The sequence below is a fragment of the Planococcus circulans genome (genome assembly GCF_020023385.1).
GTDB lineage: Bacteria > Bacillota > Bacilli > Bacillales_A > Planococcaceae > Planococcus.
Genome location: NZ_JAIQCL010000002.1, coordinates 248,424 through 272,824, shown reverse-complemented (window position 1 = coordinate 272,824; position 24,401 = coordinate 248,424). Strand labels below are relative to the sequence as shown.

Below are 24,401 nucleotides of genomic sequence, written 5' to 3'. Positions count from 1 at the left end.
TCCGCACTCCTTTCTTCTAGGAGAAAAAGCCGTCAACAAAGCTCATCAACGGCATTTTTCTTCATTTAATTAATTCTTTTTGCTGCAATTCAAGCGCTACATCCAAAATCCAGTCTTCCTGTCCGGCAACTGCACCGCGGCGACCTAATTCTTCAATGATCGCTACCGGATTAATATCGAATCTGACAGCTGCTTCTCTGACATGAAGCAGGAAGCTGTTATAGACACCGGCATAGCCGGAAGCCAGATTGTCCCGGTCGATGATGTTCGGATATTTGAATACGGGCGCAACCAGCTCTTCTGCTGTATCCATCAGAATCGTCAAGTTGATGCCTGTATCTAATTTCATTTTATTCAATACAGCAATCAGCACTTCAGTCGGTGCATTGCCTACACCAGCGCCAAGTCCGCGCAGCGTGCCGTCGATTTGATCGGCTCCTGCTTCCAAGGCAGCAACCGTATTGCCGATCGCTAACCCTAAATTATTATGGGCATGAAAGCCGACATTGATGGATAGTGCATCCTTCAATGCTGATACTCGTTCGCGGACGCTTTCCGGAACCAAAGCACCTGCGGAATCCACGACGTAGACGCAGTCTGCACCATAGCTTTCCATCAGTTTTGCCTGCTTAGCCAACACTTCAGCCGGTTGGGTATGGCTCATCATCAGAAATCCAACTGTGCCAAGCCCGCTCTTTTTCGCTTGTTCGAAATATTGCTGAGAGACATCCGCTTCTGTACAATGGACCGCGACACGCAAGACATCGACCCCGTATTCAGCTGCTTTAAGGATTTCCGGGCGCGTACCGATTCCCGGGACAAAAAGTGACGCAATTTTGGAATCTTTTTTATTGGCGACTGCCTGTTCAATCAATAGCCATTCGTCATGAGTCGAGAATCCTTGCTGGATGGTCGAACCGCCAAGACCTGAACCGTGACTGACTTCAATGACAGGCATCTTGGCTTCTGCCAGACGGTTGACGATTTGTCCGACAAACTCCGGAGTAAAGGAATGGCTGACTGCATGGGAGCCATCCCGTAATGTGGTGTCGGTTACGATTGGTGTCTTCATGCAATCACGCCTCCTTTCTTCAATAAATGGCTGGCAAATTGTTCGCCGACCTGTTGGGCAGCTGCGGTCATGATATCCAGGTTCCCCGCATAGTTCGGGAAGAAATCGCCGGCGCCTTCTACTTCATTCATGATAATGACAGTCGGCAGCTCGCCCCACGGTGTATGGCGGACGTCGATATAAGGTTTACCTTTCAACCGGTAGCCCGGCACATAACGCTGAACTTCTGCAACCACTTCATCAATTGAAGCGACTACTGCCGCTTCATCTGTCTCTTCATGAAGTACCGCATAGACCGTATTGTTCATCATGATCGGCGGTTCCGCAGAGTTGATGACCGGAATCGCACGCGCCGTTTCCGCTCCGCCGATTTTCTGGCAGGCATTGGCGGTGGTCATCGTAAATTCATCGAGGTTCTGGCGTGTTCCGGGGCCAACTGAAACACTCGAAATCGTTGCGATGATTTCGCTGTATTTCACAGGCGCTATTCGGTTTACCGCATAGACGAGCGGCGTCGTCGCCTGGCCGCTGCAGGAAATCATGTTGACATTATCCAGCTCCAAATGGTCACCGAGATTGATTGCCGGAACCACGTACGGCCCGACTGCTGCCGGTGTAAGATCGACCGCAATGATGCCTGCATTCTTCAGTAGAGGTGCATGGGCCATATGGGCTTTTGCGCTGGTCGCATCAAAGACGATGCGAATGCCTTCAGTACCCAGAACGCCTTCTATACCTTCAGCAGTTGTCGGGATGTTCAGCTCTTTCGCCCGTTTTAAGCCTTCCGATTCCGGATCGATGCCTGCCATCAAAGCCAGCTCCATGGCACCGTCCGTCTTCAGAATTTTATACATCAAATCTGTTCCGATATTCCCTGATCCCAATATGGCTACTTTGATTTTTTCCATAAGTACCTCCTATTATTCAGCGGCTATTTTTAACGGGACTGTTGCTGGAGCAGGTGTGCCGTATGTCCAGAACGAATCTGGGAACGCCGCTCCAATCCAAGCGTCTCCGTTGCCGGGAACGTCCTGCATCTGCCATGTAAGAGTTTTCCAATCCGGATCGAAAATCAAATACCCGGCATCTCCGAACAATTCGACGCGATTTCCGCTTGGCTCATATACATACATGCAGAAAGCCTGGCTGACCCCGTGTTTATTGGGCGGGATTTCAATGAAATAATCATGATCCTTCAACAGATCCGCTGCATCGTACAGATTCTGGGGAACACCATACCAGTAACAGATATGGTGCAGTTTCCCTTTGACGCCATTCGGTTCCTGCATAAAAGCGATTTCGTGGACCAGATTGGAAACGCTGTTCCACGTGCCGACCACGTAATCATTATCGACAATCTGTTCACGGATTTTAAAGCCCAGTGTTTCCACCAGGAAATTGGTGTCCACAGACGGGTTGCTCGACATCAAATTGATATGGTCCAAACGCCGGACAGGCACACCGTGCTTCGGCCGTTTCTGGCTTCTCGACATTAATTTCGAATGTTTATCTTCATGGCAATCGTAATATTCGACTTCCCAGAACACTTCCATCTTATGGCCATCCGGCGTCGTAAACTGATAGGCCGGACCGTGACCGTATTCTTCGTTTGCCCAGCCGGTGCCTCGGCCGCTTTCTTCCAATGCTTTGACACGGCGATCCAGTGCCTGGGGTGAAGTCGTGCGCCAAGCCACGTGGCCAAGGCCAGCTTCTTCCGCTTCCGTCACAATCAAGGAGTATTTATAGTTGTCTTCATAAGCTCTTAAGTACGTTTTGTGCTCCACTTGATCGACTATTTCCATCCCGAGCATGTCTGTATAAAATGTGATGGTTTCTTTTGGTGTCGGCGACAAGACCTCTACATGGGCAATCTGGGCAACATCAAAAATGGGTTCTTTAAACTGGTTCGTCAATTCACTTGTCATCTTTATTTCCTCCCTTTTTTAAAGGACCGCGTATTGCGGATCCAATTCTGCATATTTGCCGCATGTAAACAGTAATGGTTCGCCATCTTGAGTCACCATTTTCTCGACTTTGCCGATAAAGATGGTATGGTCACCTGCTAAAATTTCCTGTTCTACTTTGCAGACTATCTGGACGAGCGCATCCTTGATCATGGGAAAGCCAGTAGCTACATCAAACCGGAAGGCTTCATCACTTGGAATTTGTCCTGCAAACTGTTTTGAAACATCCAACTGTTCTTTTGACAAGACATTGACGCCGAAGCGTCCGCTCGCTTTGATCAATTGGAGCGTCTGCGCTTTTTCCCCGATGGAGATGGCAACCAGTGCCGGAGCAAGAGAAATCGACATAAAGCCATTGGCTGTCATCCCGTGGAAGACACCTTCCACATCTGTTGATATCACGGTTACCCCGGTAGCGAATTTACCCATTGCGTTACGGAATTCACGACTATCCATTTAGACCCCTCCTCAAGTTGTAGGAACTTTTTCTTTCCAGACAGCATTTGTCCAACCGTTCAAGTCATAATCGCTCATCGCTTCATCGACCAATGTCTTGAACGATTCCGCATTGCCTGAACCAATTGAGTGATACATGGCTTCCACACGGATATTCTCATGGTTTCCAGCATAGTTCACTTCATACAGTTCATGGCGGCCGCCGAATTCCGTACCAATCGAGTCCCAAACCATTTTCAGCAATTTGACGCGATCTTCGGCCGTAGTGTTTGTTCCTTTATAATATTGATCCAAATAAGGGCGGATTTCCGGATTCAGGAAATCTGCAGCACTTGATGGCAACTGAATCAAACCACCTGCAACCACCTGTTCAAATATCTTTTTGACTTTGGTCCATACTTCCGGCGCAAGTACACGATAAGCGTTTGCGGCCACGCCGTTTGGAATGGCCACACCGTTGCGTCCGATATCCGGATTCATCGCCATGGAATCCGACAAACTCCAGATCATATTGCGCATCGCGACAACTTCACCGATATTCGCCTGAACGCCTCGGAATTGATGAGTTCCGGATGCTTCCGTCGCTTTCATCAACAGACCCGTCATGAAATCCAGCTTGACTCCCAAGCGGGCACAGCCATGGAAACTGAAGCGGTTGACGAAATGTGTTTCAGCGACAAAGTTATTGGATACTTCCACATTGTTATAAGCCAGAATGTTTTCCCATGGGATAAAGACATTGTCCAATACGATGACTGCATCGTTTTCGTCAAACCGGCTGGATAGTGGGTAGTCGAACGGTGTGCCGTTTGTCTTGGCCTGCAGTTCATAGGATTGCCGGCTGATCATCTTTAAGCCCGGCGCATTCATCGGTACCAGGAAAATCAATGCATGGCTGATGTCCCCGCCTCCGAGTTCTTTCGGCCCGTAGTTCGCCACAAAGTTATAGTTTGTCAAAGCCGCTGCCGTACCCACCATCTTGGCACCGCTTACAACAATACCGTCTTCACGTTCTTCAACTGCCCTAACGAACACTTCCTTGTTTTCATGCAATGATTTGGAGCGGTCCATCTGGGGATTGATAACCGTGTGATTGACGAAAGGCAGATCTCTCGAAGCTTTTTTATACCAAGCTTTAGCGTTTTCTTCATACCCTACATAATAATCCGAATAGGCTTCAAGATGCCCTAAAAAAGAGGCTTTGTAATCCGGTGTTCTTCCCATAAAGCCAAAATTCAATTTCGACCATTCAACGATTGCATCCCGAGCGCCGACCAGATCTTCTGCTGTATGTGGAGTCTTAAAGAATTTATGTGTGCGGTCGCCATGTTCATTGATCGTTGTCAGCACATCCTGTTTTTCAGGATCGTGCAACGCATCGTACATCCGTGCATATGACAAAGCTGAATTCCGATAAGCCGGGTGAGTTGTTACATCCTCGATCTTTTCTCCATTGAGGTAAACCACTCGCCCATCCCGCAAACTTTCAAGATATTGTTCTCCCGTTAACATCCAATCACTCCATTTCGTTGTTTTCGTAATGTAGGCCATACATTTGTTCAAACTATACAACCCAATGTAAACGCTAACAATGACATGAGTTGCTGATAAAACTTCAGCAGACTAACATTAATTGTCTGAAAAATTAATCTTCTTTAATTATGGACAATATGGAAAAGCAGCCGATTGATTAACCGGCTGCTCTTGCTATTATTTCAGTGTATTGAAAGTGGCTTCTTCAAATTCATAGATAACCTTGCCAATCTCTCCCGTGTAGAAAAATCCCTCCAGTTCTGCATAAGCGGGACTGACTGGGTAAAACAAGTCTTTTCCTATATCCAATCCTTCAAAGGAAGTTTTAAAAGGCAGAGTTTTCATGTCTGCTGCTCCAGCTATTTCACCATTGATCAACAGATTTGCGGTCCCTTGATGATCTCCTGTTTTTTCATAAACAAATTGCACCTTTATTTCTCCGTCAGGCAGTTCTGTTTCAGAGGTAATCTGATAACGCACAACTCCTGTATGATGCTCATACACCAATTTATTGCCTTTAATATAAAACGTATATCCGCTCTTATCATTGCCGAGAGCAAGCAGAACCCCTTCATCGCCTGGAGTATGGTCAATCGGAATGCTTATATCGTATGAACGATTGATGATGAGCGGAGCTGCGGACTCACTTAGGTGGCTCATTTCCGGATGAAATTCAAAGGTTTTTCGCGCCCTTAAATTGTCAGCCGGCAAATTCGCTAAAGCATTCAAAAAGTGATCCGTTAATGGATACACATTATTCGCTTTCGCCTCTTTTTCCCACAGTTTAACAAGTTCCTTTACTTTCTTTGGATGCTTCTCCGCTACATTCGTTAACTCTGTAAAATCATTCTCCATTTCATACAATTCCCAAACATCATCCTCAAACGGCTTGCCTTTCGTATGCACAGCTACCGCTTTCCAACCATCCTGATAAATCATCCGGTTGCCGCTCATCTCAAAATACTGCGTTTTCTTTTTGGTAACTGCTTCAGCATCATTAAATGTATCTGCAAAACTTATTCCTGTTATCGGCAATTGTTTGACTCCTTTTATTGTTTTCGGAGGCGTTATTCTCAACACATCATAAACAGATGCTGTGATATCGCTTATATGAACAAACTGTTCCCGGATCTCACCTTTTGCTGTTATTTCATTCGGCCAATGGACAATCATAGGCGTCCGGATTCCACCGGCATAGGTGCTGTTCTTATACTTTGCAAACGGTGTATTACTGACTTGAGCCCACCCTGCTGGATAGTCACTGCTGGTCGCTTCTCCACCCAACAAGCCTGCTCTTTTTTCAACATCTTCAAAGCTTTCAGACATGGCATTGTAAGCGATCGATTGGTTGGTCGATCCATTTTCTCCACCAATTGAACTGGCTCCATTATCAGAAATCAATACAATCATGGTATTGTCCAATTCATCAGTTCTTTCCAATGTATCCAATAGTTTGCCGATTTGCTCGTCAGTATGAGTCAAAAATCCGGCATATGTTTCCTGGAAGCGTGTGTATACCGCTTTCTTCTCTTCACTCAATTCATCCCATGGAATAATCCCAGGGTTGGAAGGAGCCAGTTTTGCCTCTACCGGAATGATGCCAAGTTCTTTCTGTTTTTCAAAACGCTGTTGCCGGATAACATCCCATCCTTCGTCATAAGCTCCGTCATAATCATCGATATATTCCTGCGGAACTTGATGCGGCATATGCTGCGCGCCAAAAGCCAAGTTCAGGAAAAATGGCTGATCGGGTCTGATTGACACTTGATCCACCACGTATTGCTGGGCTTTTTCTACAATGTCTTCAGAGTAATGATAATCTTCTTCTTCGATCCATGGAAGAAACGTATTGTCCTCTGTCATCTCCGGTCTGTATTGATCTGAAGAATCTTCCAAATTTCCATAATAGCGATGAAAACCTTTTCCAAGAGGCCAGTTTTCGAATGGTCCGGCTGGAGTCAGTTCCGAAGTAGGGGCCAGATGCCATTTCCCAAGCCCGTAATTGATATACTCGTTCTCTCCAAGGACTTCTGCAATCGTTCCCGCTTCGGGTACAATGGCACCTCTTCGGTTTGGATACTCTTCCCCGAAATCAAAATTTGCTACTTGCCCCATTCCCACTGCATGATTATTTCGTCCTGTCAGCATCGATGCTCGCGAAGGTGAACATACAGGTGTTGCATGAAAGTTGTTGTACCTTAACCCATTTGCAGCCAAACGATCGATATTCGGCGTATTTATTTCCGAACCATAGCTTCCAAAATCCGAATAACCTGTATCGTCCATTACAATATAAATTACATTCGTATCCGTATTACTTGCCGAAACAGGCTGCACCTTTTGTCCAGCCGAAGCTGATTGAACTTTGGCTTCCGGAGAACAGCCGGCAAGAGTGAACGCAGAAGCCATTACAGCAACCGTACCAAATATAGAAAGCTTACTGAGATGACTGGAAAAGTTCTTTTTTTCTCCCATTGTATTCCTCCTCAAATCTGTAATTTGCTTCTTTGTACTAGTTATTCCTCTGTTACACATCTGAATCCAATATTTCCAGTCGAACTATCCGGCGTATTCGATGTACGTGCAGCGACCCGGTAGCGGTTGCAGTAAGATTCATGACATAGATAGGAGCCTCCGCGCATCACTTTCTCTGTGCCTCTATCCGGTCCAGTCGGATTGTAGCGCCCTCCTCGCTTGTTGACGTTTTTAACGAACCAATCCGAACACCATTCCCATACGTTTCCTGACATATTAAAAAGCCCGTAGCCATTTGGATAATAAGAGGCGACGGGTGCAGTCCCCGCATAACCATCTTCTTCAGTATTGGATTTCGGAAAATCACCTTGCCAAATATTGCAATGATGCCTGCCTTCGGGTGTCAATTCATCTCCCCAGGCATACTTCTTCTGTTCCATGCCACCCCGGGCAGCAAACTCCCATTCCGCTTCAGACGGGAGGCGTTTGTTCGCCCACTTGCAATAAGCTTTTGCATCATTCCATGAAATATGGATAACAGGATGATCTAATCGATCATCGATGCTTGTCCCAGGTCCTTCTGGACACTTCCAGCTTGCACCTTCAACGACAATCCACCACGGTGTCTGTTGAACTTTTTGTGTTGCTTTTTTCATTGCAGCTTCTGTCAAAAAAAGATGAAAGACGAATGACCAGCCGTACTCTTCTGCTTCGGTAGCATATCCAGTCTCTTCAACAAAGGTCCGGAAGTCTTGGTTGCTGACAGCATACTTATCCATATAGAACGGCTTTACTGATACTTTATGGACCGGCCCTTCACCATCAGCTGGAAAGCCATCCTTGTCTTCAGTGCCCATCAGAAAATGACCTCCCGGTATGTAGACCATATTTTCCTTTGATTCATCCTCTCTTCTAAGTGAATTTATCTCGCCGTTTGTACTCTTTTGACTGGAAGCTACGGATACTGCAGTTCTTTTGCCCGCACAACAGCTTTTTTCCTTTTCTGAATGCATTGGCTCCCCCCCTAATTGATAACGCTTTCATTTATTCGTTTTAAGGCGTTAACTTTCTTCCTCCTCCTCGGCTTCTATAAATTCTGTCGAGTTATTACTAACCATCTTAGTTTTTCATCCTCAAAAAAACACCAACTATATCCGTTAAAAATAATGAAAATTCAGACGACTTAAGCTCTTTAAATTTCCTTGTAAATATGTTTCAGGACTTACTTCTCATTCATTTTTAATTCTAAATGACTAACTGACATCCAAAAAATGAGACAATAAAATCGAACCTACTCAACACTCGCTCACCGTTTATTCATCCCCTTCTTAATTTCAACTGCTTAAACCCATCTCACCCGGGTATACAATCAGTGAAACCATCCACAACAAAAAAGGAGAGATTATTCATGATCAGCTACACAGACAAAGTGGTCATCATTACAGGCGGCGGCTCGGGGCTAGGACGCGCTGCTGCACTATCCATCGCCGAACTGGGTGGTAAATTGGTGCTTGTCGATATGAATAAAGACTCGCTCGAGGAAACAAAAAAACAGATTCTAGAAGCCGCTCCGGAAGCTGAAATAGAGCTTATTGAAGCCAACGTGACGAATGAAGAAGACGTAAGAAATTATGTCCAGATCACGATGGACACCTTCGGTCGAATCGACGGTTTCTTCAATAACGCCGGAATTGAAGGCAAACAGAACCTGACAGAAGAATACGGTTCTGACGAATTCGAAAAAGTGATCAGCGTCAACTTGAACGGTGTTTTCTACGGCATGAAGTATGTACTGAAAGTCATGAAACAACAAGGGTACGGTTCAATCGTCAACACTGCATCCGTCGGCGGTATCCGTGGTGTCGGCAACCAGTCCGGCTACGCAGCCAGCAAACACGGCGTCGTCGGCCTGACACGCAATTCCGGCATCGAATACGGCGAATTCGGTGTCAGCATCAATGCCATTGCACCGGGTGCCATCATGACGCCGATGGTCGAAGGTTCTTTAAAACAAATGGCAGGCGATGACTGGGAAGCAGCCGGCAAAGAATTCGTCAGCGTCAATCCGATGAAACGCTTCGGCAAGCCGGAAGAAGTCGGCAACCTTGTTGCGTTCCTGCTGTCGGATGCAGCTAAATTCATCAACGCTTCCGTGATTCCGATCGACGGTGGACAATCCTATAAATATTGATCGTCAGACTTTGAACTGCAGCACTGTTTTTCCAACACAGCGCTGCAGTTTTTCTATGCCTGAATCCGCAACAAAAAAGCTGTTAAAAGTGGCGAACCCCTTTTAACAGCTTCATCAATTTTCCTGTGATCTGGTTTTTGCCATTGATCAATAGATTAAACTGGCGGTTTCACAAGCAACGAAAGATAGACGGCCATCGCATTGTGGAATTTCCGGATATCGATTCCTGTATTTTCTGCAAAACGATCTAATCGATACTGAAGGCTATTGCGATGAAGGTGGAGCGCTTTCGCTGTCTCCGAGATGTTCAAATTGCATTGCGTAAACACTTCTATCATTCTCAAGGTTTCCTTGTCATCAGCATAATCCTGGAGGATCATTTCACGAATCCCCTGGTACTGGTCTTTTCCGGTTTGGTCGATCAGCAAGTATGGCACTGCATCGCTGAAATTCGCCACGGTCTTATTGGAATAGGCAAAAACCGATTTTGCCGCGGCTATCATAAATGAATGATAACGCGCGGCATGTCCCATCTCTTTTCTGAAAGGCCCTACAAGAAAATGGATCTTTATGTAAAGATCACTCATCAGGATATCGATAATTTCTTCATACCGAATAACGTCTTTCTCTAAAGCCGTATATTCTATCAAAACACCTTCATGTCCATTTTCCCACAGAATCGGAACTTCCCCCGGAAATAATTCATGTATCGCGTCTTTGAATAAGCCGGGACTGATTTGATTTTTTTTAATAGAAAAGTAGACAAACCGAAAAGGACTGATTGCTTCCATACTTTCCATTTCGGCAGGACCATCTGCGTCAATCGCCCTTCTCCATTTCTGTTCTTCTCTGGTCAAAACAGGAAATTCGATATGATAGGGAGTCATGAAAGCAGTCAATACAGACTCCTCTTTCTGTTTCAATTGGCTTTTATGGATGCCGATGATTTCATTGTTCGGTGTCATGAACCATTTATAGCTGAAGTCCAGGTCATGGACACCCTCCTCATAAATGATCAATGAAGAATATATTTTTTTCAGATGATCGATCATAAAAACACTTCTTTCTCCAAAAAGATTCACTGCCCGATGTTCCCTAAATAATTGATCGAATCGCCTTTACACTAGAGCAAAAATATATGTCGTTTGAGACTTGAATTCCTCGCCGGCTTTCAAGATGGAGGACGGCAAATGTGGATGGCGCACGGAATCCGGTGGGCTCTGTGTTTCAAGGCAAAGCCCCAAGTAGTTTTGCGCTTCTACCCCTCTAATGGAATAAGGACCGCCTACTCCGTTTCCTGTGTATAATACCACTGCAGGTTCCGTTGTTTCGACACGCAGCTTCCGCCCACTTTCCTCATCCGTTAATTCGATGCTTGGCTGTTCACTTGTATTCAACAAAAACGGATGATCGTAGCCATTGCCGGCAAGCTTTACCTGTGGATGTTCAGCAGTTGAAGCTTCTCTTATGCTTCTACCGTCGCGAAAATCGAAAAGCGGATCCTCTTCAACTGAAACCAGCTTCCCGGTCGGCAGCAATTCCTCATCCAACTCCAAGTATTGATCGCTTTTCATCGTCAATCCGTGATCCAATATTGTCCGTTTGAAACTTCCGCTTAAATTGAAATACGAATGGTTGGTCATATTCAGTAAAGTGGTCTGATCCGATTTGCCGGAATAGGTAATGACAAGTTGGTTGCTGTCATTCTTGAGAATGTAGCGGACAGTCATGGATAGATTCCCTGGGAAGCCTTCCTCCCCATCAGGGCTTGCATACGTAAATTCGACTATTGCTTCATCTTCGCTTTCGATCACTTTCGAATCCCAAAGTACCGAGTGAAAACCTTTGGGACCTCCATGCAGGTTATGGCCATTGGAGTTTTTAGCCAGTTGATAGTCGGTTCCTTCAATTGTAAATGCACCTTCTTTTATCCGTCCGGCAAAACGTCCGACCACTGCCCCCAAAAAATGCGGATTGTTTTCATATTCTTCAAACGTATCAAAACCGAGGACAATATTCTCCATTTCCCCGTTGCGGTCCGGGGCAATCATTTCGGTGATGATGCAGCCATAATTGATGCAGGATAGTTGAAAACCTTGGTCATTCTCCAATGTATACAATTTGACTGGCTGATTATTTTTATATCCGAATACCTTTTCAGTGACATTCATTTTTCTTCATCCTTTCAGTCTCTAACTTTATTTCAGTTCATATCAAAACCGTTAAGCTCTTTTCTTTATTCAAAAACATCCACCAGCAAAAGTGTGACGGCACCGATCAGCGTTGCGTCGTCTCCCAGCTTGGAGACTTCCACCTTCGTCCGGCTTGCTGCAGGGGTCAGCGCGGAGGCTTCGATTGTTTCACGGATGGCGGGCAAAATGAACCTTTCCGCTTTCGAAACACCGCCTCCGAGGATGATTTTTTCCGGATTTACAATGTGGATCAGGTTTGTCAGACCGACGCCCATCGCTCTTCCAGCCTCTATTAATATCGCTGCAAATTCATCATTACCGCCTATGGCCCCTTCGAATATCTTTTCTGCCGTCAGTGGAGTTTCCGTGGAGCTGTCAGCCACTTTTCTTGCAATGGCTGGACCCGTGACAAATGTCTGCAGGCACCCCCGGTTCCCGCATTCGCATATCTCCCCATGCAAGTCGATTGTCATGTGGCCGATTTCCCCCGCGATGTCAGAAGAACCGTGATAGAGTTTTCCGTCGATGATAAGACCAGCGCCTACACCACTCCCTACATTCACCGCCAGCATGCTTTCCAATTCTCCGTGGTTGCCGAACCAGTATTCGCCCAATGCCATCGCCCGTGCATCGTTCTCCACTTTCACCTCCAGACCAAATGCCTTCTCCAGCTCTTCTTTGATCGGGATATTGCTGAGGCCAAGATTAGGTGCATACAAAGAAGTACCGGCAGCAACATCCACCACACCATGCATGGCAACCCCGATGCCGATGACCGGATCTTTTGTTTCAAGAACTTCTTCAATACAATCCTTTAGTACGTCAATAAATTCCTGGCCAGCAATTGGCAGCTGCAATTTGGTTTCCGACCTTTTCAGCACCTTTCCGGCAAGGTCCGCTACAATGCATTCGATGCTTTCGGGTCCCGCATCCACGCCAATAATGGAGAACGCCTGATTGTTGATGACCAGCATCGTCGGTTTCCGGCCGCCCTGCGACTGTCCGAAATCACTTTCTTCGACTATTTTCTGTTCGATCAATTCTTTGACGCTGCTGCTGACAGTCGGCGGCGTCAAACTTGTCTCCCGTGCAATCTGCGCTCTCGATATCGGTCCTTCTTTTCTTATTTTATTGAGGATAGTCGATTTATTCACCGATTTCATCCATTGAAAGCTGCCTTGACGCATATGAACTCCTCCATTTTTATACTCCTGCTGCTTAATAAACTATTCACTCTATTATTGAATAGTTTAACAAAAACCTCTATACTTATGTTAATTAAATTAATTTACAAAGTATCGGAGGAATAAGATGAACCAGACCGAAATATCCCAAGCTTTCAAGGATTTCTTTCAGAACGATGAAAACCCGCGGTTCTTTTTTGCCCCTGGACGCATTAACCTGATTGGCGAACATACGGATTATAATGGCGGCCATGTGTTTCCTGCCGCTATTTCCTTTGGCACGTATGCTGCGGCCCGTAAGCGTCCGGATCAGAAACTGCGCTTCCACTCCATGAACTTTCAGGAAAAAGGGATAATTGAATGCGACCTTGCCGACTTGTCCTTTAACCCGGACCATGACTGGGCGAACTTTCCAAAAGGCATGATCCATTATTTTGTCAAAAACGGATTTTCAATCTCTCATGGAATGGATATCCTGTTCTACGGAAATATTCCGAACGGAGCCGGCCTCTCTTCTTCTGCTTCCATCGAAATGGTTACAGGCGTCGTTCTTGAAAACCTGTTCGATTTGGAAATCGATCGCCTGCGTATGATTCAGCTGGGACAAAACGTTGAAAATCAATACATCGGCGTCAATAGCGGCATCATGGATCAATTTGCTATCGGCAAAGGCAAAAAAGATTTTGCGATTTTACTTGATTGCCAAACCTTGGCGTATAGCTACGCGCCTGTCGAATTAGTGGATCATGAAATCGTCATCATCAACTCGAACAAACAGCGGACATTGGCGGGTTCAAAATACAATGAGCGCCGCGCTCAATGTGAAGAAGCACTTTCGGACTTACGGAACGAGCTGCATGTCAACAGCCTTGGCGAACTGACAGCTGAAAATTTCGAGCAGTTTAAACACTTGATCAAAAATGACACAAATCGCAAACGGGCCAAGCATGCCGTCTATGAAAACGAAAGGACATTGCTTGCGCTCAAAGAACTCGAACAAGGCAATATTGAAGCGTTTGGCCAATTGATGAATGCGTCCCATGTTTCTCTCCGTGACGATTACGCAGTGACTGGCGCAGAGCTCGACCACATTGCGGCAATGGCTTGGAGGCATCCAGGTGTCGTCGGCGCCCGGATGACCGGTGCCGGGTTCGGCGGATGCGCCATCGCGATTGTCCACCGGGCGCAAATTGAAAGTTTCAAAGAAAACCTGATCGACAGCTATACCAAAGAATTTGGTTTCTCCCCTTCTTTTTATGAAGCCAAAATTTCGGATGGCGCCAAAGAACTAACAGAGGAGTTTTGACCATGAGTGTCTTAGTGTTGGGTGGAGCTGGCTATATTGGATCACATGCTGTTCATCAATTGATTGATCAGGGAGCAGACGTCTTTGTTGTCGATAATTTGGAGACTGGGCACAGGAAAGCCGTGCACCCCCAAGCTGTTTTTTATGAAGGCGATATTCGGGATGCGGATTTTCTGAACTCGGTATTCGAAAAGGAATCGATTGACGAAGTGCTTCATTTTGCGGCCAACTCACTGGTTGGGGAATCGATGGAAAATCCTCTTAAATATTTCGATAATAATGTATACGGCACCCAAGTCTTGCTGAAGGCCATGGTTGATCATGATGTAAAAAAAATTGTCTTTTCTTCTACCGCCGCCACGTATGGCGAACCGGAATCCGTTCCGATTACCGAAACGATGCCAACCAACCCGGCGAGCACTTACGGTGAAACTAAGCTGACCATGGAAAAGCTGATGAAGTGGACAGGATTGGCCCATGGCTTAAAATTCGTTTCCTTGCGCTATTTTAATGTAGCCGGGGCAAGGGAAACGGCAGAGATCGGCGAAGATCACCAACCCGAATCCCATCTCGTGCCGCTCATCCTGCAGACAGCACTTGGACAGCGGAAGGAAATCACCGTGTTCGGCGATGATTACGACACACCCGATGGAACGTGCATCCGCGACTATGTCCATGTCGAAGACCTGATCCGTGCCCATCTCCTGGCACTGGATTATTTGAGAAAAGACGGCGAAAGCGACGTCTTCAACCTCGGAAGCAGCCAAGGATTTTCCGTGACTGAAATGATTTCTGCTGCCCGCTCTGTATCCGGAAAAAGAATACCGGTAAAAGTGGGCCCACGCAGAGCAGGTGATTCGAGTACTTTAATCGCCAGTTCGGATAAAGCAAGACAAGTACTGGGCTGGGTCCCCACCCATACTTCTATTGAAAAAATTATCGAAGATGCATGGAACTGGCATTCTTCGCATCCAAACGGCTACGAAAAGGACGTGTGAAAATGGTCTATGAAACTCTTGAAGGACTACTTGACAAGGCGCTTGAATCGGACTTGATAGAAGCGGCAGATACAGATTACGTCCGCAACCAGGTGCTGAATCTGTTAAGCCTGGAATCCTTCCCTGAAGAACGGATTGAACCCGCCGATGACACCATTCCAAACTTGCTGGAAAACCTGATTGCCTATGCGGTGGAACGAGGGGTCATCATGGATACCTTTGATGACAAGGAAATATTATCGGCCTCTATCATGAATTGCTTTGTCGCCCGCCCTTCTGCCATCAATGCCGCATTCAATGAAAAATATGCCCAGTCGCCGATTGCCGCAACCGATTTTTTTTATGAATTAAGCAAAAACAGCAACTATATCCAAATGAACCGGATTCAAAAAAATATTTCCTATAAAGCGGATACTCCCTATGGTCAGATGGACATTACCATCAATCTGTCAAAACCGGAAAAAGATCCCGAACAAATCAGAAGAGAACGCGAGATGAAGCAAACTTTCAGCTATCCGAAATGCCTGTTATGCAAAGAAAACGAAGGCTATACTGGACGGATTGGCTATCCGGCACGGGCAAACCACCGTGTCGTCAATATTCCACTGACCGGAGAAAACTGGTATTTGCAGTATTCCCCCTATGTCTATTACAACGAGCATAGCATTTTGCTTTCTGAAGAACATCGTGACATGAAGATTGACCGCCATTCTTTTGAGCGGCTGCTCGCTTTTACAGACTTGTTCCCCCACTACTTTATCGGGTCCAATGCCGATTTGCCGATTGTGGGTGGATCGATTTTAAGCCATGACCATTATCAGGCGGGACGTTATGAATTTGCGATGACCAAAGCGGAAGATGCGTATGGATTCAGCTTGAAGACCTATCCTGATATTGTTGCATCCGTCGTCAAATGGCCGATGTCCGTAATCCGGTTGAAAGGGAAAGAAGTCCACAGCCTGGTGAACGCAGCGGATGACATTTTGCAGACGTGGCGAAATTACTCCGATGAATCGGCAGATGTGTTGGCCTTCACTGGCGATACACCGCATAACACCGTCACCCCGATTGCGAGAAAGCGAAATGGGCTCTTTGAAATCGACTTGGTGTTGCGGAACAACCGGACAACGGAGGAACATCCGTCCGGAATTTTTCATCCGCACGCCGACGTTCACCACATCAAAAAAGAAAATATCGGCTTGATTGAAGTGATGGGGCTTGCAGTTTTACCGCCGCGCTTGAAAGAAGAACTTGCTGAAATCCAGGAGTTTCTGCTCGGAAATGCACATAAGGTAGCCCCCTTCCACCTCCAATGGGCTGAACAATTGAGAGCTCAGTACGGAAAGATTTCGTTGCCGGAAGATGCGGAAGCGCTCCTGCAAAAAGAACTCGGAAAAAAATTCGTAAGAGTTCTTGAAGATGCAGGTGTCTTGAAAGAACAAGAAGCATTTAAACGATTTATAGATACCTTGAATAGATGAGGGCAAGTAATTTTTCAGTGTAAATTGAGAATTGGCAATATGCACGAAGACTTCCATTAATTTTGTGCATACTTGCCATTTCTAAATTTTCCACTAAACGGTATGCTTTTATCAGTCAATGAAAGCACTTACATAAACTGGAGGGATTCAAATGGCAGGCTTGAACTTAGTGAATATCAGAAAAGAGTACGATAAAGGTGTTGTATCGGTACAGGATTTCAATCTGGAAATCCGCGACAAAGAGTTTCTCGTATTGGTCGGACCTTCGGGTTGCGGGAAATCTACAACTTTACGGATGATCGCAGGTCTGGAAGATATCACAGAAGGCGACCTGTACATCGGAGACCGCCGAGTAAATGATGTCTCACCGAAAGACCGCGATATTGCCATGGTGTTCCAAAACTATGCGCTTTATCCTCACATGAGTGTCTATGACAATATGGCTTTCAGTTTGAAATTGCGCAAGATGAAAAAAGAAGACATCAAGGTACGTGTAGCGAATGCTTCTAAAATCCTCGGACTTGATGAATATTTGAACCGCAAACCGAAAGCGCTATCCGGTGGTCAACGCCAGCGTGTCGCGTTGGGCCGTGCCATCGTCCGTGATGCTGAAGTATTCTTGATGGATGAGCCTTTGTCCAACTTGGATGCCAAACTGCGTGTACAGATGCGTACAGAAATCCAAAAGTTGCACCGTCGCCTACAGACAACCACTGTCTATGTAACACATGACCAAACTGAAGCGATGACGATGGCGACACGCCTGGTTGTCATGAAGGATGGCTTTATCCAGCAGGTCGGTTCGCCGAAAGAAGTGTACGACCAGCCGGATAATATGTTCGTTGGTGGATTTATCGGTTCGCCTTCCATGAACTTCCTGCGAGGAAAAATTGTCGGAGATTCATTCGTAATGGAAGAATTCAAAGTTCTCGTGCCTGACAGTAAGCTCAAGATGCTGCGTGATCAAGGATATGAAGGCAAGGAAATTATGCTTGGCATCCGTCCGGAAGACATCCACGATGAGCCGTTGTTCCTTGAGCATTCCCCGCATACGAAGCTGAAAGCCTATGTAGAAGTAGCGGAGCTGATGGGATCAGAAATCGTGCTGTATTCAAAAGTGAACGAGCAGGATTTTGTTGCCCGTGTGGATGCCCGCTTTAATGTAGAAGCCGGACAAACCATCGATATGGCTTTTGATATGAATAAAGCCCATTTCTTCGATATCGACTCGGAGCTGCGCATCAAGTAAGGAATTATCGAATATTTTCTTCAACTGATTCGAAAAACCGGACGAGCCATCGTCCGGTTTTTTTCTTGTTTACTCATAATTCCACCTGTTCCTTATAGGAATTTTGGCTGAACGATTGCAAATCTCTCTGAACGATTGCAAATCCAGCTGAGCGAACGCAAATTGGATTGAACGACCATAAATCTAGTTGAACGCCCATAAATCCCGTTGAGCGCCCATAAATTCAGTTAAACGCCCATAAATCTACCGGGTATGCGCCACTGAAGACAGATAAAAGCCTCTGTCTGTAGCAAAATGAAGACTTGAAGACTATTGAACAGCTAAGGGATCGTATTCACTCCGTTTTTTTACTATACTTAAGCCATAACAAGTAACATTCATTTCAAAAAGGAGGAAATCGCATGAGCCCGAAAAACAAGCTGACAGCTGATCAGCGTGAAGAATTACTTGGCACCTTGAAAGCCCGGTTCGAGGAACATATCGACCGACACGAATGGATGAACTGGGATAAAATCCAGGAAAAGCTGGAGGCGAATCCCGACAAGCTGTGGTCCCTCCATGAAATGGAACGGACCGGAGGCGAGCCGGATGTCCTTGAGTTCGACGAAGCGAAAAACGAGTACGTCTTCTACGATTGCGCAGCGGAAAGCCCGAGTGGCCGCAGAAGCGTTTGCTTTGACCAGAAGGCGCTTGATTCACGGAAGAAAAACAAACCTGAAAACAGCGCGATGACGATGGCGAATGACATGGGCATTGAACTATTGTCGGAAGATCATTACCGCGTCTTGCAGCAGCACGGCACATTCGACGTCAAAACATCCAGCTGGGTTCAGACGCCCGAAGACATCAGAGATCGCGGCGGCGCCCTGTTCTGCGATTCCCGCTATGGACACGTCTTCCTTTACCACAACGGCGCAGATTCCTATTACGCAGCAAGAGGATTCCGTGGATTGTTGAGGGTTTAAGCACCGTAATCCGTTTGGCCGTCTATATTATTCAAAAAGAAAAGCATTGTCGATGCCCTTCAAAGGGTTTCGGCAATGCTTTTGTCATCACGCACTTAAATATAGATTTTTTGATAGAGCATCCTATAGCCGATCCTCCATCCACTCAATCACTTCATCGTAGATTTTGTATTTGGATGGTTCATTGAAGATTTCATGCATTAACCCAGCATATATCTTTAAGGTTTTATCTTTCGAGCCAATCTCCCCATAAAAATCCCGCGAGTCTTGTTCGGCAACCAAGCCATCTTCATTGCCATGGAGCACCAGCACCGGGTCGATGAAGCTTTCTGCGTTTTCTTTCAGCCAAGCGATTCCTGGAGCAAATTCATTGATGAGGCCTACAGAAATCTTTTTTTCCACAAGGGGATCTTCCGCATAGGCTTTGACAACTTCCGGATCACTGCAGACTCCTTCTCCCAGCTCATTGTCCAAATACGTGTCTGCCGGCAAATCCATTGGCAGCGGACCGAAAAGTTCATTAGTGTAGCGGGTCAACGCACCCGATAACACGATGCCAGCCGCTTCTTCCGGGTATTTTGTGCCGAATGCTGCAGCCGTAAAGCCGCCCATACTATGGCCGATCAAAAAGACCCGTTGCTCCCTATTCTCTTCTTTCGCCAAATCCATAATCGCTTTCAGGTCATCCGGCATTTCGTTGAAATCCTTGAAGAAAGTCCGCTCTCCTTCCGAACGGGCATGGCCGCGCTGTTCGTAGCGATACACGGTAAAGTTGTGGCGCAGCAGGGTTTCTGCCAAAGCATCGTAACGCCCTAAGTGTTCTGCTAAACCGTGGGCAATCACTACTGCCGCTTTCTGCTCTTCAGCCGTATCTTTGCGGGTGAACAGCTGGGTTCCATCGAAAGACCGAATCATCTTCTCTTCGCTCATCAAACATCCTCCATTCGAGTAGCTCTATTTCCTACTGGTAGTATTCTCCATCAATCAAAAACCACCTTCTTTCCGATAGATATTTTTCTGGCATCTCCTTCGAAGACTTTCGTTTTATAAATAAAATATTTAAAAAAAAGCTATCCTGTGAGAAGGCAGAACCGCCTCTCAGGATAACTTTTGCTTTTATCGCTTATTCAGCTGCTTCATCCAAAATTCCCTGATAGCTGTAATCCGCTGGATCGATAGGGGTAAATCCGCTTGGTGTATAGAATCTCAACAAATCTCCGTTGACCAGCTGATCGGAAAGCTGCAATTCGTAGCTTCCGTGCTGTTGGAACTTCTCCGCTTGCTCCATCAGGCTTTCATCTATCGGCAATCCGGTTTCTGGATCATAGAAAGATTCGCCGATCGAGTAGATTTCTGGACTGACATAATTCCCGTTTCGGAAAGTGACCAGTTCCTCGTGTTCTTCAGACAATAGATCGGTACCGAACTGAATATTATTCTGCGTTTCAACGCCCAGCAAATGCATCACCGTCGGCAACAGATCAATCTGGCCTCCGTAAGTATGATTGGTGCCGCCTTCTACACCCGGTACATGGATGAACAATGGCACACGCTGCAGTTTGGCATTTTCAACCGGTGTGATTTCTTTTGAAAGCACTTGTTCCATTGCCTGGTTGTGGTTGTCGGAAATTCCATAATGATCGCCGTACATGACGATCATGGTGTTGTCGGCTAAACCGGACTCTTCCAGTTGCGTAAAGAACTGCTCGATCGCTTCATCCGCATAGCGGGCAGTTTGGAAATAGTTATCGACACTGGCATCGCCCGTCGTACCTTTTTCAATCGTCGTCAGACTCTGATCGATGTTATAAGGGAAATGATGTGAAACCGTGATGAACTTCGTATAGAAAGGTTCCGGCAGCGACTCCAGGAGAGGAGCTGACTGCTCGAAGAACGGCTTATCCATAACGCCATATTCGGCCATATCCTCTTCTGTCAGATCCGTGTACGATTCAATATCGAAGAAATGATCAAAACCAAAGGATTTATAGATTTCAGAGCGGTTCCAGAACGTTCCGTTATTGCCGTGGAACACGGCAGACGTATAGCCCTTATCCTTCAAAATGGCAGGCGCAGCCTGATAAGTGTTCTGTCCTTTGGTGATGAATGCAGAACCTTTCGGCAAGCCGAACAAGGAATTCTCCAGCATGAACTCTGCATCGGAGGTTTTTCCTTGAGCCGTTTGATGGAAGAAATTATCGAAATACAAGGTGTCCTGATCATCGATCAATGAATTCAGGAACGGCGTAACTTCTTCTCCATTCAATTCGTAATCCATCAGGAATGTCTGGAACGATTCCAGATGCAGGTAAACAACATTCATGCCTTCTGCTGCGCCGAAATAGGCTTCATTGGGACTCGCATAGTTGGACTTGGTGTAGTTCAACACCTCTGTACCGTCATCGCTGTCAGCGAGCACTCGCTGAGAAGAAGATTTCACGGTCTCAACTGTGTCATAAAGCGCGTAATTGTACATACCTAAATATTTGACGATGTAATTCCGGTCAAATCCGCGGGTCAGCAGTTCCGGACGATCCGCTTCCGCTAATGCCAGGTTAAAGAAAGATATGGCCAAGGCAATCGTCACTACCGGAATCGCAGCTTTGGTCTTGAAATTCCGCTGATCTTTTTTGAAGCGTTTTGAAACCACCAAAGCTATCAGCAACAGCACATCCACAAAGAAAAGGGCATCTGTCGGCTGGATCAAAGTTGCTACACTCCCGCCTAAATCACCGAAATTCTGCGTTTGAAACAGGGTCGGCAACGTGATGAAATCACTGAAAAAGCGGTAGTACACCACGTTCGCATACAACAGGACAGACATCCCGACATAGATCAGCAAAAGTGATATGTATTTCCGGGTTCCTTTAAAGAACAGTGACAGGCTTAACAGCAACAATGCGGAACCAAGGGGATTAAGCAACAGCAGGAATTCCTGCAATGGTCCTTCGACATCCAATTTAAACTGCGTTTTTTGGGATACATAGGTCTTCATCCACAGCATAAAAACTGCCAGCAGGAAAATCGGGATAAATTTATTCAACTTTTCATTAGTCATCAAATTTTTCATTTTTATAGTGCACCTTCTCATAATGGGTATTCACGAGGATTTGGGAACATTGAATTTTAAAGACTTGAAACTGTTAAGCTCAAGTAAATTTTACGTAAATAATAGCACAACAAAGTCTATTCTACTCCAATAACCTAGAAAATGACAGTTTAAGGTATTTTCAGAATATTGGCTGGGTTGATTTCAGCGAACAAGAGCAGGCCCATACAGCATAGAAAAAAGCCACACTCCACTTAGGGTTGCGGCAATGCAGGGTCCATATCGTATAGGACGACATGAGTACCCCTTTAAGTTCCCTGGTTAATCCCTTAAAAAGTCATCCATCGCTTCAATAGCCAATTCCATCGACTTAATCCGCCTCTCCAGAAGTGTCCGCTGAGGACTGCCAGGCTCAGCTTTGGTGTGCATGCTTTCTATAGAAGGCAATAATCCTGCCAGCACATCCCGGGCTTCCGTCATTTCTTCCTTGCTATAGGAATTAGGCTTTTCATGCCAAACCGTTTCCAAAACGGCCAATCCGATGTCAAATGCTTGGAGCCGTTTTTCGATTAGTCTTGTACTAGCGCCTTTTTCCTTCATCTGTGCCAATGCTTTTTCGGATTTCCGGATGGTCGATTGGAAAGATTTTATTGATTCCAGTTGAACGGCAGCGGGTACGGACTCCATCGTATTTCTCCTCCTTTCATCCTTAATTTCGTATGCCGGTTTTAAGAGCACAAAATTTTTTTCTTCTATCATAATAAAAAACGAAGCACGGTAATTTCGACTATCACTAAAAATCCTCCTGCTTATGGGCAGGAGGATTCATGGAAGGAATTTTAAAACAGGACTGTGGCCATTAGAGTTGAATTATACCGAAGTACAAAAAAGGTTTCCTTCCATTACCGAATAGCGTAGCAGTCCACCTAGTTTTTCACAATAAAACATGAAAGAACTATACGATTCTTCCCTTATTTAAATTCACGATCCACAGGTCCTCCCCATTTCAGCTCGATGTTCTCGCTTTCCATCTTATATAAATGCGTTAATAACTCATCCATATTCCCAGAACGGATTTGATGGTAGAATTCCTTTTTCATTTCTTTAATGTATTCATTTCTGCTGAGCTTGTCGCTGTCATCGTGCGGTGCAAGATCTTTCTCGTATTTGCTCAGTTTCACCAAATCCTCTTCATCGAAGTGGTAGCTGTCTTTACCAACTTTTTTAATAACAAACGGGAAATCCTTTATAATCTCCTTCTTTTTATTCTTAAACGAAAAATGGTTGTGTTTAATCGAAGATATCTCATGTACGAAAATAGTCTTCTTCACCACATTCACCCTTTCTTTTATCCCTCTCTTTTAATGATAGAATGCATAAAATAAATGTCAATTCTAAATTTTCTGTTCATTAAACGGTTTTTTATCACGTTTCTGCTTTTGAGCACTAGTTCAATATCGATAAAACACAAAAGGAACCCTCCGGCCCTTAAGCCAGTCGGATTCCTTAAACATTCCTTCATGATCAAATCAAAGCCGCTTCCCGCTCTTCCATCACCTTCCGCCATTTCACAACTTCGCGCGCTTCGATCTGTTTCTCCAGCGTTTCATCCCAGCAGCTGTTCAGCGTATTCCAAACACGGGCATAGAAAATGTCCTGCTTTTGGTCGTAGAGTTGAAATTCGATGCATGGAATATGGACCGTGTCCTGCTCGATGCATCCCGTAATGCCGGTGATGAGCGTTTGAAAGCTTTCTTCCCCGAGATTCGATCCTTCCTTGGAAAGAAGCTGATACATGCGGTCCTTGTTCAAGCTGCCTTTGACGGGATAGCGGTAAATCGGAAGCGTGTCTTCTGCCTCTGGAAACATGTCATCTGCCGCCAACCGGTAGTCGTCATGGACGGCGCTGTAAGCAATGACCGTTTCACTTCCCGGCATCTCTTCTTCGAAAATCCCTTTGCCTAGGTAGTCATAGCCTTTGGCTGTCAGCTTATAGCCCTGCTTTTCCAGCCCAATCAAACCCGTACGCTGCATCTTGCCGATCAAGTCACTGATGAACAGTTCCTCCACGAACAGCATATCGGATAGAGTGGCAGCGCGGCGGATATCGGCCTCCTGAAAAGCCAGCAGCAGCATCTTCATCAAAATATCCATCTTCAGCCGTTTGACCCGGTCAAAACTGACGTCGTATAAAACGGCCGGCAGCTTCCATCGTTCTTCGTTGATAATTGCCACATCCGGATCTCCCGCTACAGTCGCCCGCAGCTCTTCCATCTGCTTGTCCAA

The 24,401-nt window shown here is 45.8% G+C and carries 21 protein-coding genes; 6 read left to right on the top strand and 15 right to left on the bottom strand.

What is annotated here, in order from left to right:
• Positions 1–61: 61 nt before the first annotated feature.
• The 7 genes from dmpG to K8U60_RS05455 all read right to left on the bottom strand — a co-directional run bounded on the left by dmpG (position 62) and on the right by K8U60_RS05455 (position 8,513).
• On the bottom strand, positions 62–1,072 hold the full coding sequence (dmpG, locus tag K8U60_RS05485) for a 4-hydroxy-2-oxovalerate aldolase (RefSeq protein WP_223635512.1): 1,011 nt from the start codon (positions 1,070–1,072) through the stop codon (positions 62–64).
• Entirely contained in the window at positions 1,069–1,980 is a 912-nt protein-coding gene (locus K8U60_RS05480) for an acetaldehyde dehydrogenase (acetylating) (protein ID WP_223635510.1), read from the bottom strand. The genes dmpG and K8U60_RS05480 overlap by 4 nt, the downstream gene beginning before the upstream one ends.
• A gap of 12 nt (positions 1,981–1,992) precedes the next feature.
• Entirely contained in the window at positions 1,993–2,997 is a 1,005-nt protein-coding gene (locus K8U60_RS05475; RefSeq protein WP_223635508.1) for a catechol 2,3-dioxygenase, read from the bottom strand.
• A gap of 18 nt (positions 2,998–3,015) precedes the next feature.
• Entirely contained in the window at positions 3,016–3,492 is a 477-nt protein-coding gene (locus K8U60_RS05470) for a flavin reductase family protein (protein WP_223635506.1), read from the bottom strand.
• Between the two features lie 12 nt (positions 3,493–3,504).
• Complete coding sequence (locus K8U60_RS05465; RefSeq protein WP_223635504.1) at positions 3,505–5,004, bottom strand: 4-hydroxyphenylacetate 3-hydroxylase family protein; 1,500 nt, start codon at positions 5,002–5,004, stop codon at positions 3,505–3,507.
• A 198-nt stretch (positions 5,005–5,202) separates the two neighbouring features.
• Positions 5,203–7,500, bottom strand: a complete 2,298-nt coding sequence (locus K8U60_RS05460) for an arylsulfatase (RefSeq protein WP_223635501.1) — start codon at positions 7,498–7,500, stop codon at positions 5,203–5,205.
• Between the two features lie 41 nt (positions 7,501–7,541).
• Positions 7,542–8,513 (bottom strand): formylglycine-generating enzyme family protein, encoded by a 972-nt coding sequence (locus K8U60_RS05455; protein WP_223635498.1) that lies wholly within the window; start codon positions 8,511–8,513, stop codon positions 7,542–7,544.
• A gap of 395 nt (positions 8,514–8,908) precedes the next feature.
• Here K8U60_RS05455 and K8U60_RS05450 point away from each other — a divergent pair, with 395 nt between their 5' ends.
• Positions 8,909–9,691 (top strand): SDR family oxidoreductase, encoded by a 783-nt coding sequence (locus K8U60_RS05450; protein WP_223635495.1) that lies wholly within the window; start codon positions 8,909–8,911, stop codon positions 9,689–9,691.
• A gap of 155 nt (positions 9,692–9,846) precedes the next feature.
• Here the strand turns inward: K8U60_RS05450 and K8U60_RS05445 are convergent, their stop codons facing one another.
• From K8U60_RS05445 to K8U60_RS05435, 3 genes are all read right to left on the bottom strand, one after another.
• Positions 9,847–10,743, bottom strand: coding sequence for a PucR family transcriptional regulator (locus tag K8U60_RS05445; RefSeq protein ID WP_223635492.1), 897 nt, complete (start codon positions 10,741–10,743; stop codon positions 9,847–9,849).
• 66 nt (positions 10,744–10,809) lie between these two features.
• A complete protein-coding gene (locus tag K8U60_RS05440; RefSeq protein ID WP_223635490.1) occupies positions 10,810–11,862 on the bottom strand; it encodes an aldose epimerase family protein in 1,053 nt (350 codons plus the stop codon).
• Positions 11,863–11,927: 65 nt separating this feature from the next.
• Complete coding sequence (locus K8U60_RS05435; protein WP_223635487.1) at positions 11,928–13,070, bottom strand: ROK family transcriptional regulator; 1,143 nt, start codon at positions 13,068–13,070, stop codon at positions 11,928–11,930.
• Positions 13,071–13,194: 124 nt separating this feature from the next.
• Here K8U60_RS05435 and K8U60_RS05430 point away from each other — a divergent pair, with 124 nt between their 5' ends.
• The 5 genes from K8U60_RS05430 to K8U60_RS05410 all read left to right on the top strand — a co-directional run bounded on the left by K8U60_RS05430 (position 13,195) and on the right by K8U60_RS05410 (position 19,066).
• Positions 13,195–14,373 (top strand): galactokinase, encoded by a 1,179-nt coding sequence (locus K8U60_RS05430; protein ID WP_223635484.1) that lies wholly within the window; start codon positions 13,195–13,197, stop codon positions 14,371–14,373.
• A gap of 2 nt (positions 14,374–14,375) precedes the next feature.
• The gene (galE, locus tag K8U60_RS05425) at positions 14,376–15,371 is read left to right on the top strand and encodes a UDP-glucose 4-epimerase GalE (protein ID WP_223635481.1); all 996 of its coding nucleotides are present in this window, start codon (positions 14,376–14,378) and stop codon (positions 15,369–15,371) included.
• Between the two features lie 2 nt (positions 15,372–15,373).
• A complete protein-coding gene (gene galT, locus K8U60_RS05420; protein WP_223635478.1) occupies positions 15,374–16,852 on the top strand; it encodes a UDP-glucose--hexose-1-phosphate uridylyltransferase in 1,479 nt (492 codons plus the stop codon).
• Between the two features lie 151 nt (positions 16,853–17,003).
• Positions 17,004–18,101, top strand: coding sequence for an ABC transporter ATP-binding protein (locus tag K8U60_RS05415; RefSeq protein ID WP_223635476.1), 1,098 nt, complete (start codon positions 17,004–17,006; stop codon positions 18,099–18,101).
• 401 nt (positions 18,102–18,502) lie between these two features.
• Positions 18,503–19,066: a DUF4256 domain-containing protein gene (locus K8U60_RS05410; RefSeq protein WP_223635474.1), complete on the top strand. Its 564-nt coding sequence runs from the start codon at positions 18,503–18,505 to the stop codon at positions 19,064–19,066.
• Positions 19,067–19,189: 123 nt separating this feature from the next.
• Here the strand turns inward: K8U60_RS05410 and K8U60_RS05405 are convergent, their stop codons facing one another.
• From K8U60_RS05405 to K8U60_RS05385, 5 genes are all read right to left on the bottom strand, one after another.
• Positions 19,190–19,996, bottom strand: a complete 807-nt coding sequence (locus K8U60_RS05405; protein WP_223635472.1) for an alpha/beta hydrolase — start codon at positions 19,994–19,996, stop codon at positions 19,190–19,192.
• Positions 19,997–20,189: 193 nt separating this feature from the next.
• Positions 20,190–22,136: an LTA synthase family protein gene (locus tag K8U60_RS05400; RefSeq protein WP_223635470.1), complete on the bottom strand. Its 1,947-nt coding sequence runs from the start codon at positions 22,134–22,136 to the stop codon at positions 20,190–20,192.
• A gap of 300 nt (positions 22,137–22,436) precedes the next feature.
• A complete protein-coding gene (locus tag K8U60_RS05395; RefSeq protein WP_223635467.1) occupies positions 22,437–22,802 on the bottom strand; it encodes a hypothetical protein in 366 nt (121 codons plus the stop codon).
• A 284-nt stretch (positions 22,803–23,086) separates the two neighbouring features.
• The gene (locus K8U60_RS05390; protein WP_223635464.1) at positions 23,087–23,446 is read right to left on the bottom strand and encodes a hypothetical protein; all 360 of its coding nucleotides are present in this window, start codon (positions 23,444–23,446) and stop codon (positions 23,087–23,089) included.
• A gap of 193 nt (positions 23,447–23,639) precedes the next feature.
• Positions 23,640–24,401 carry a hypothetical protein gene (locus K8U60_RS05385; RefSeq protein WP_223635461.1) on the bottom strand — a complete coding sequence of 254 codons (762 nt, stop codon included), beginning with the start codon at positions 24,399–24,401 and terminating at the stop codon, positions 23,640–23,642.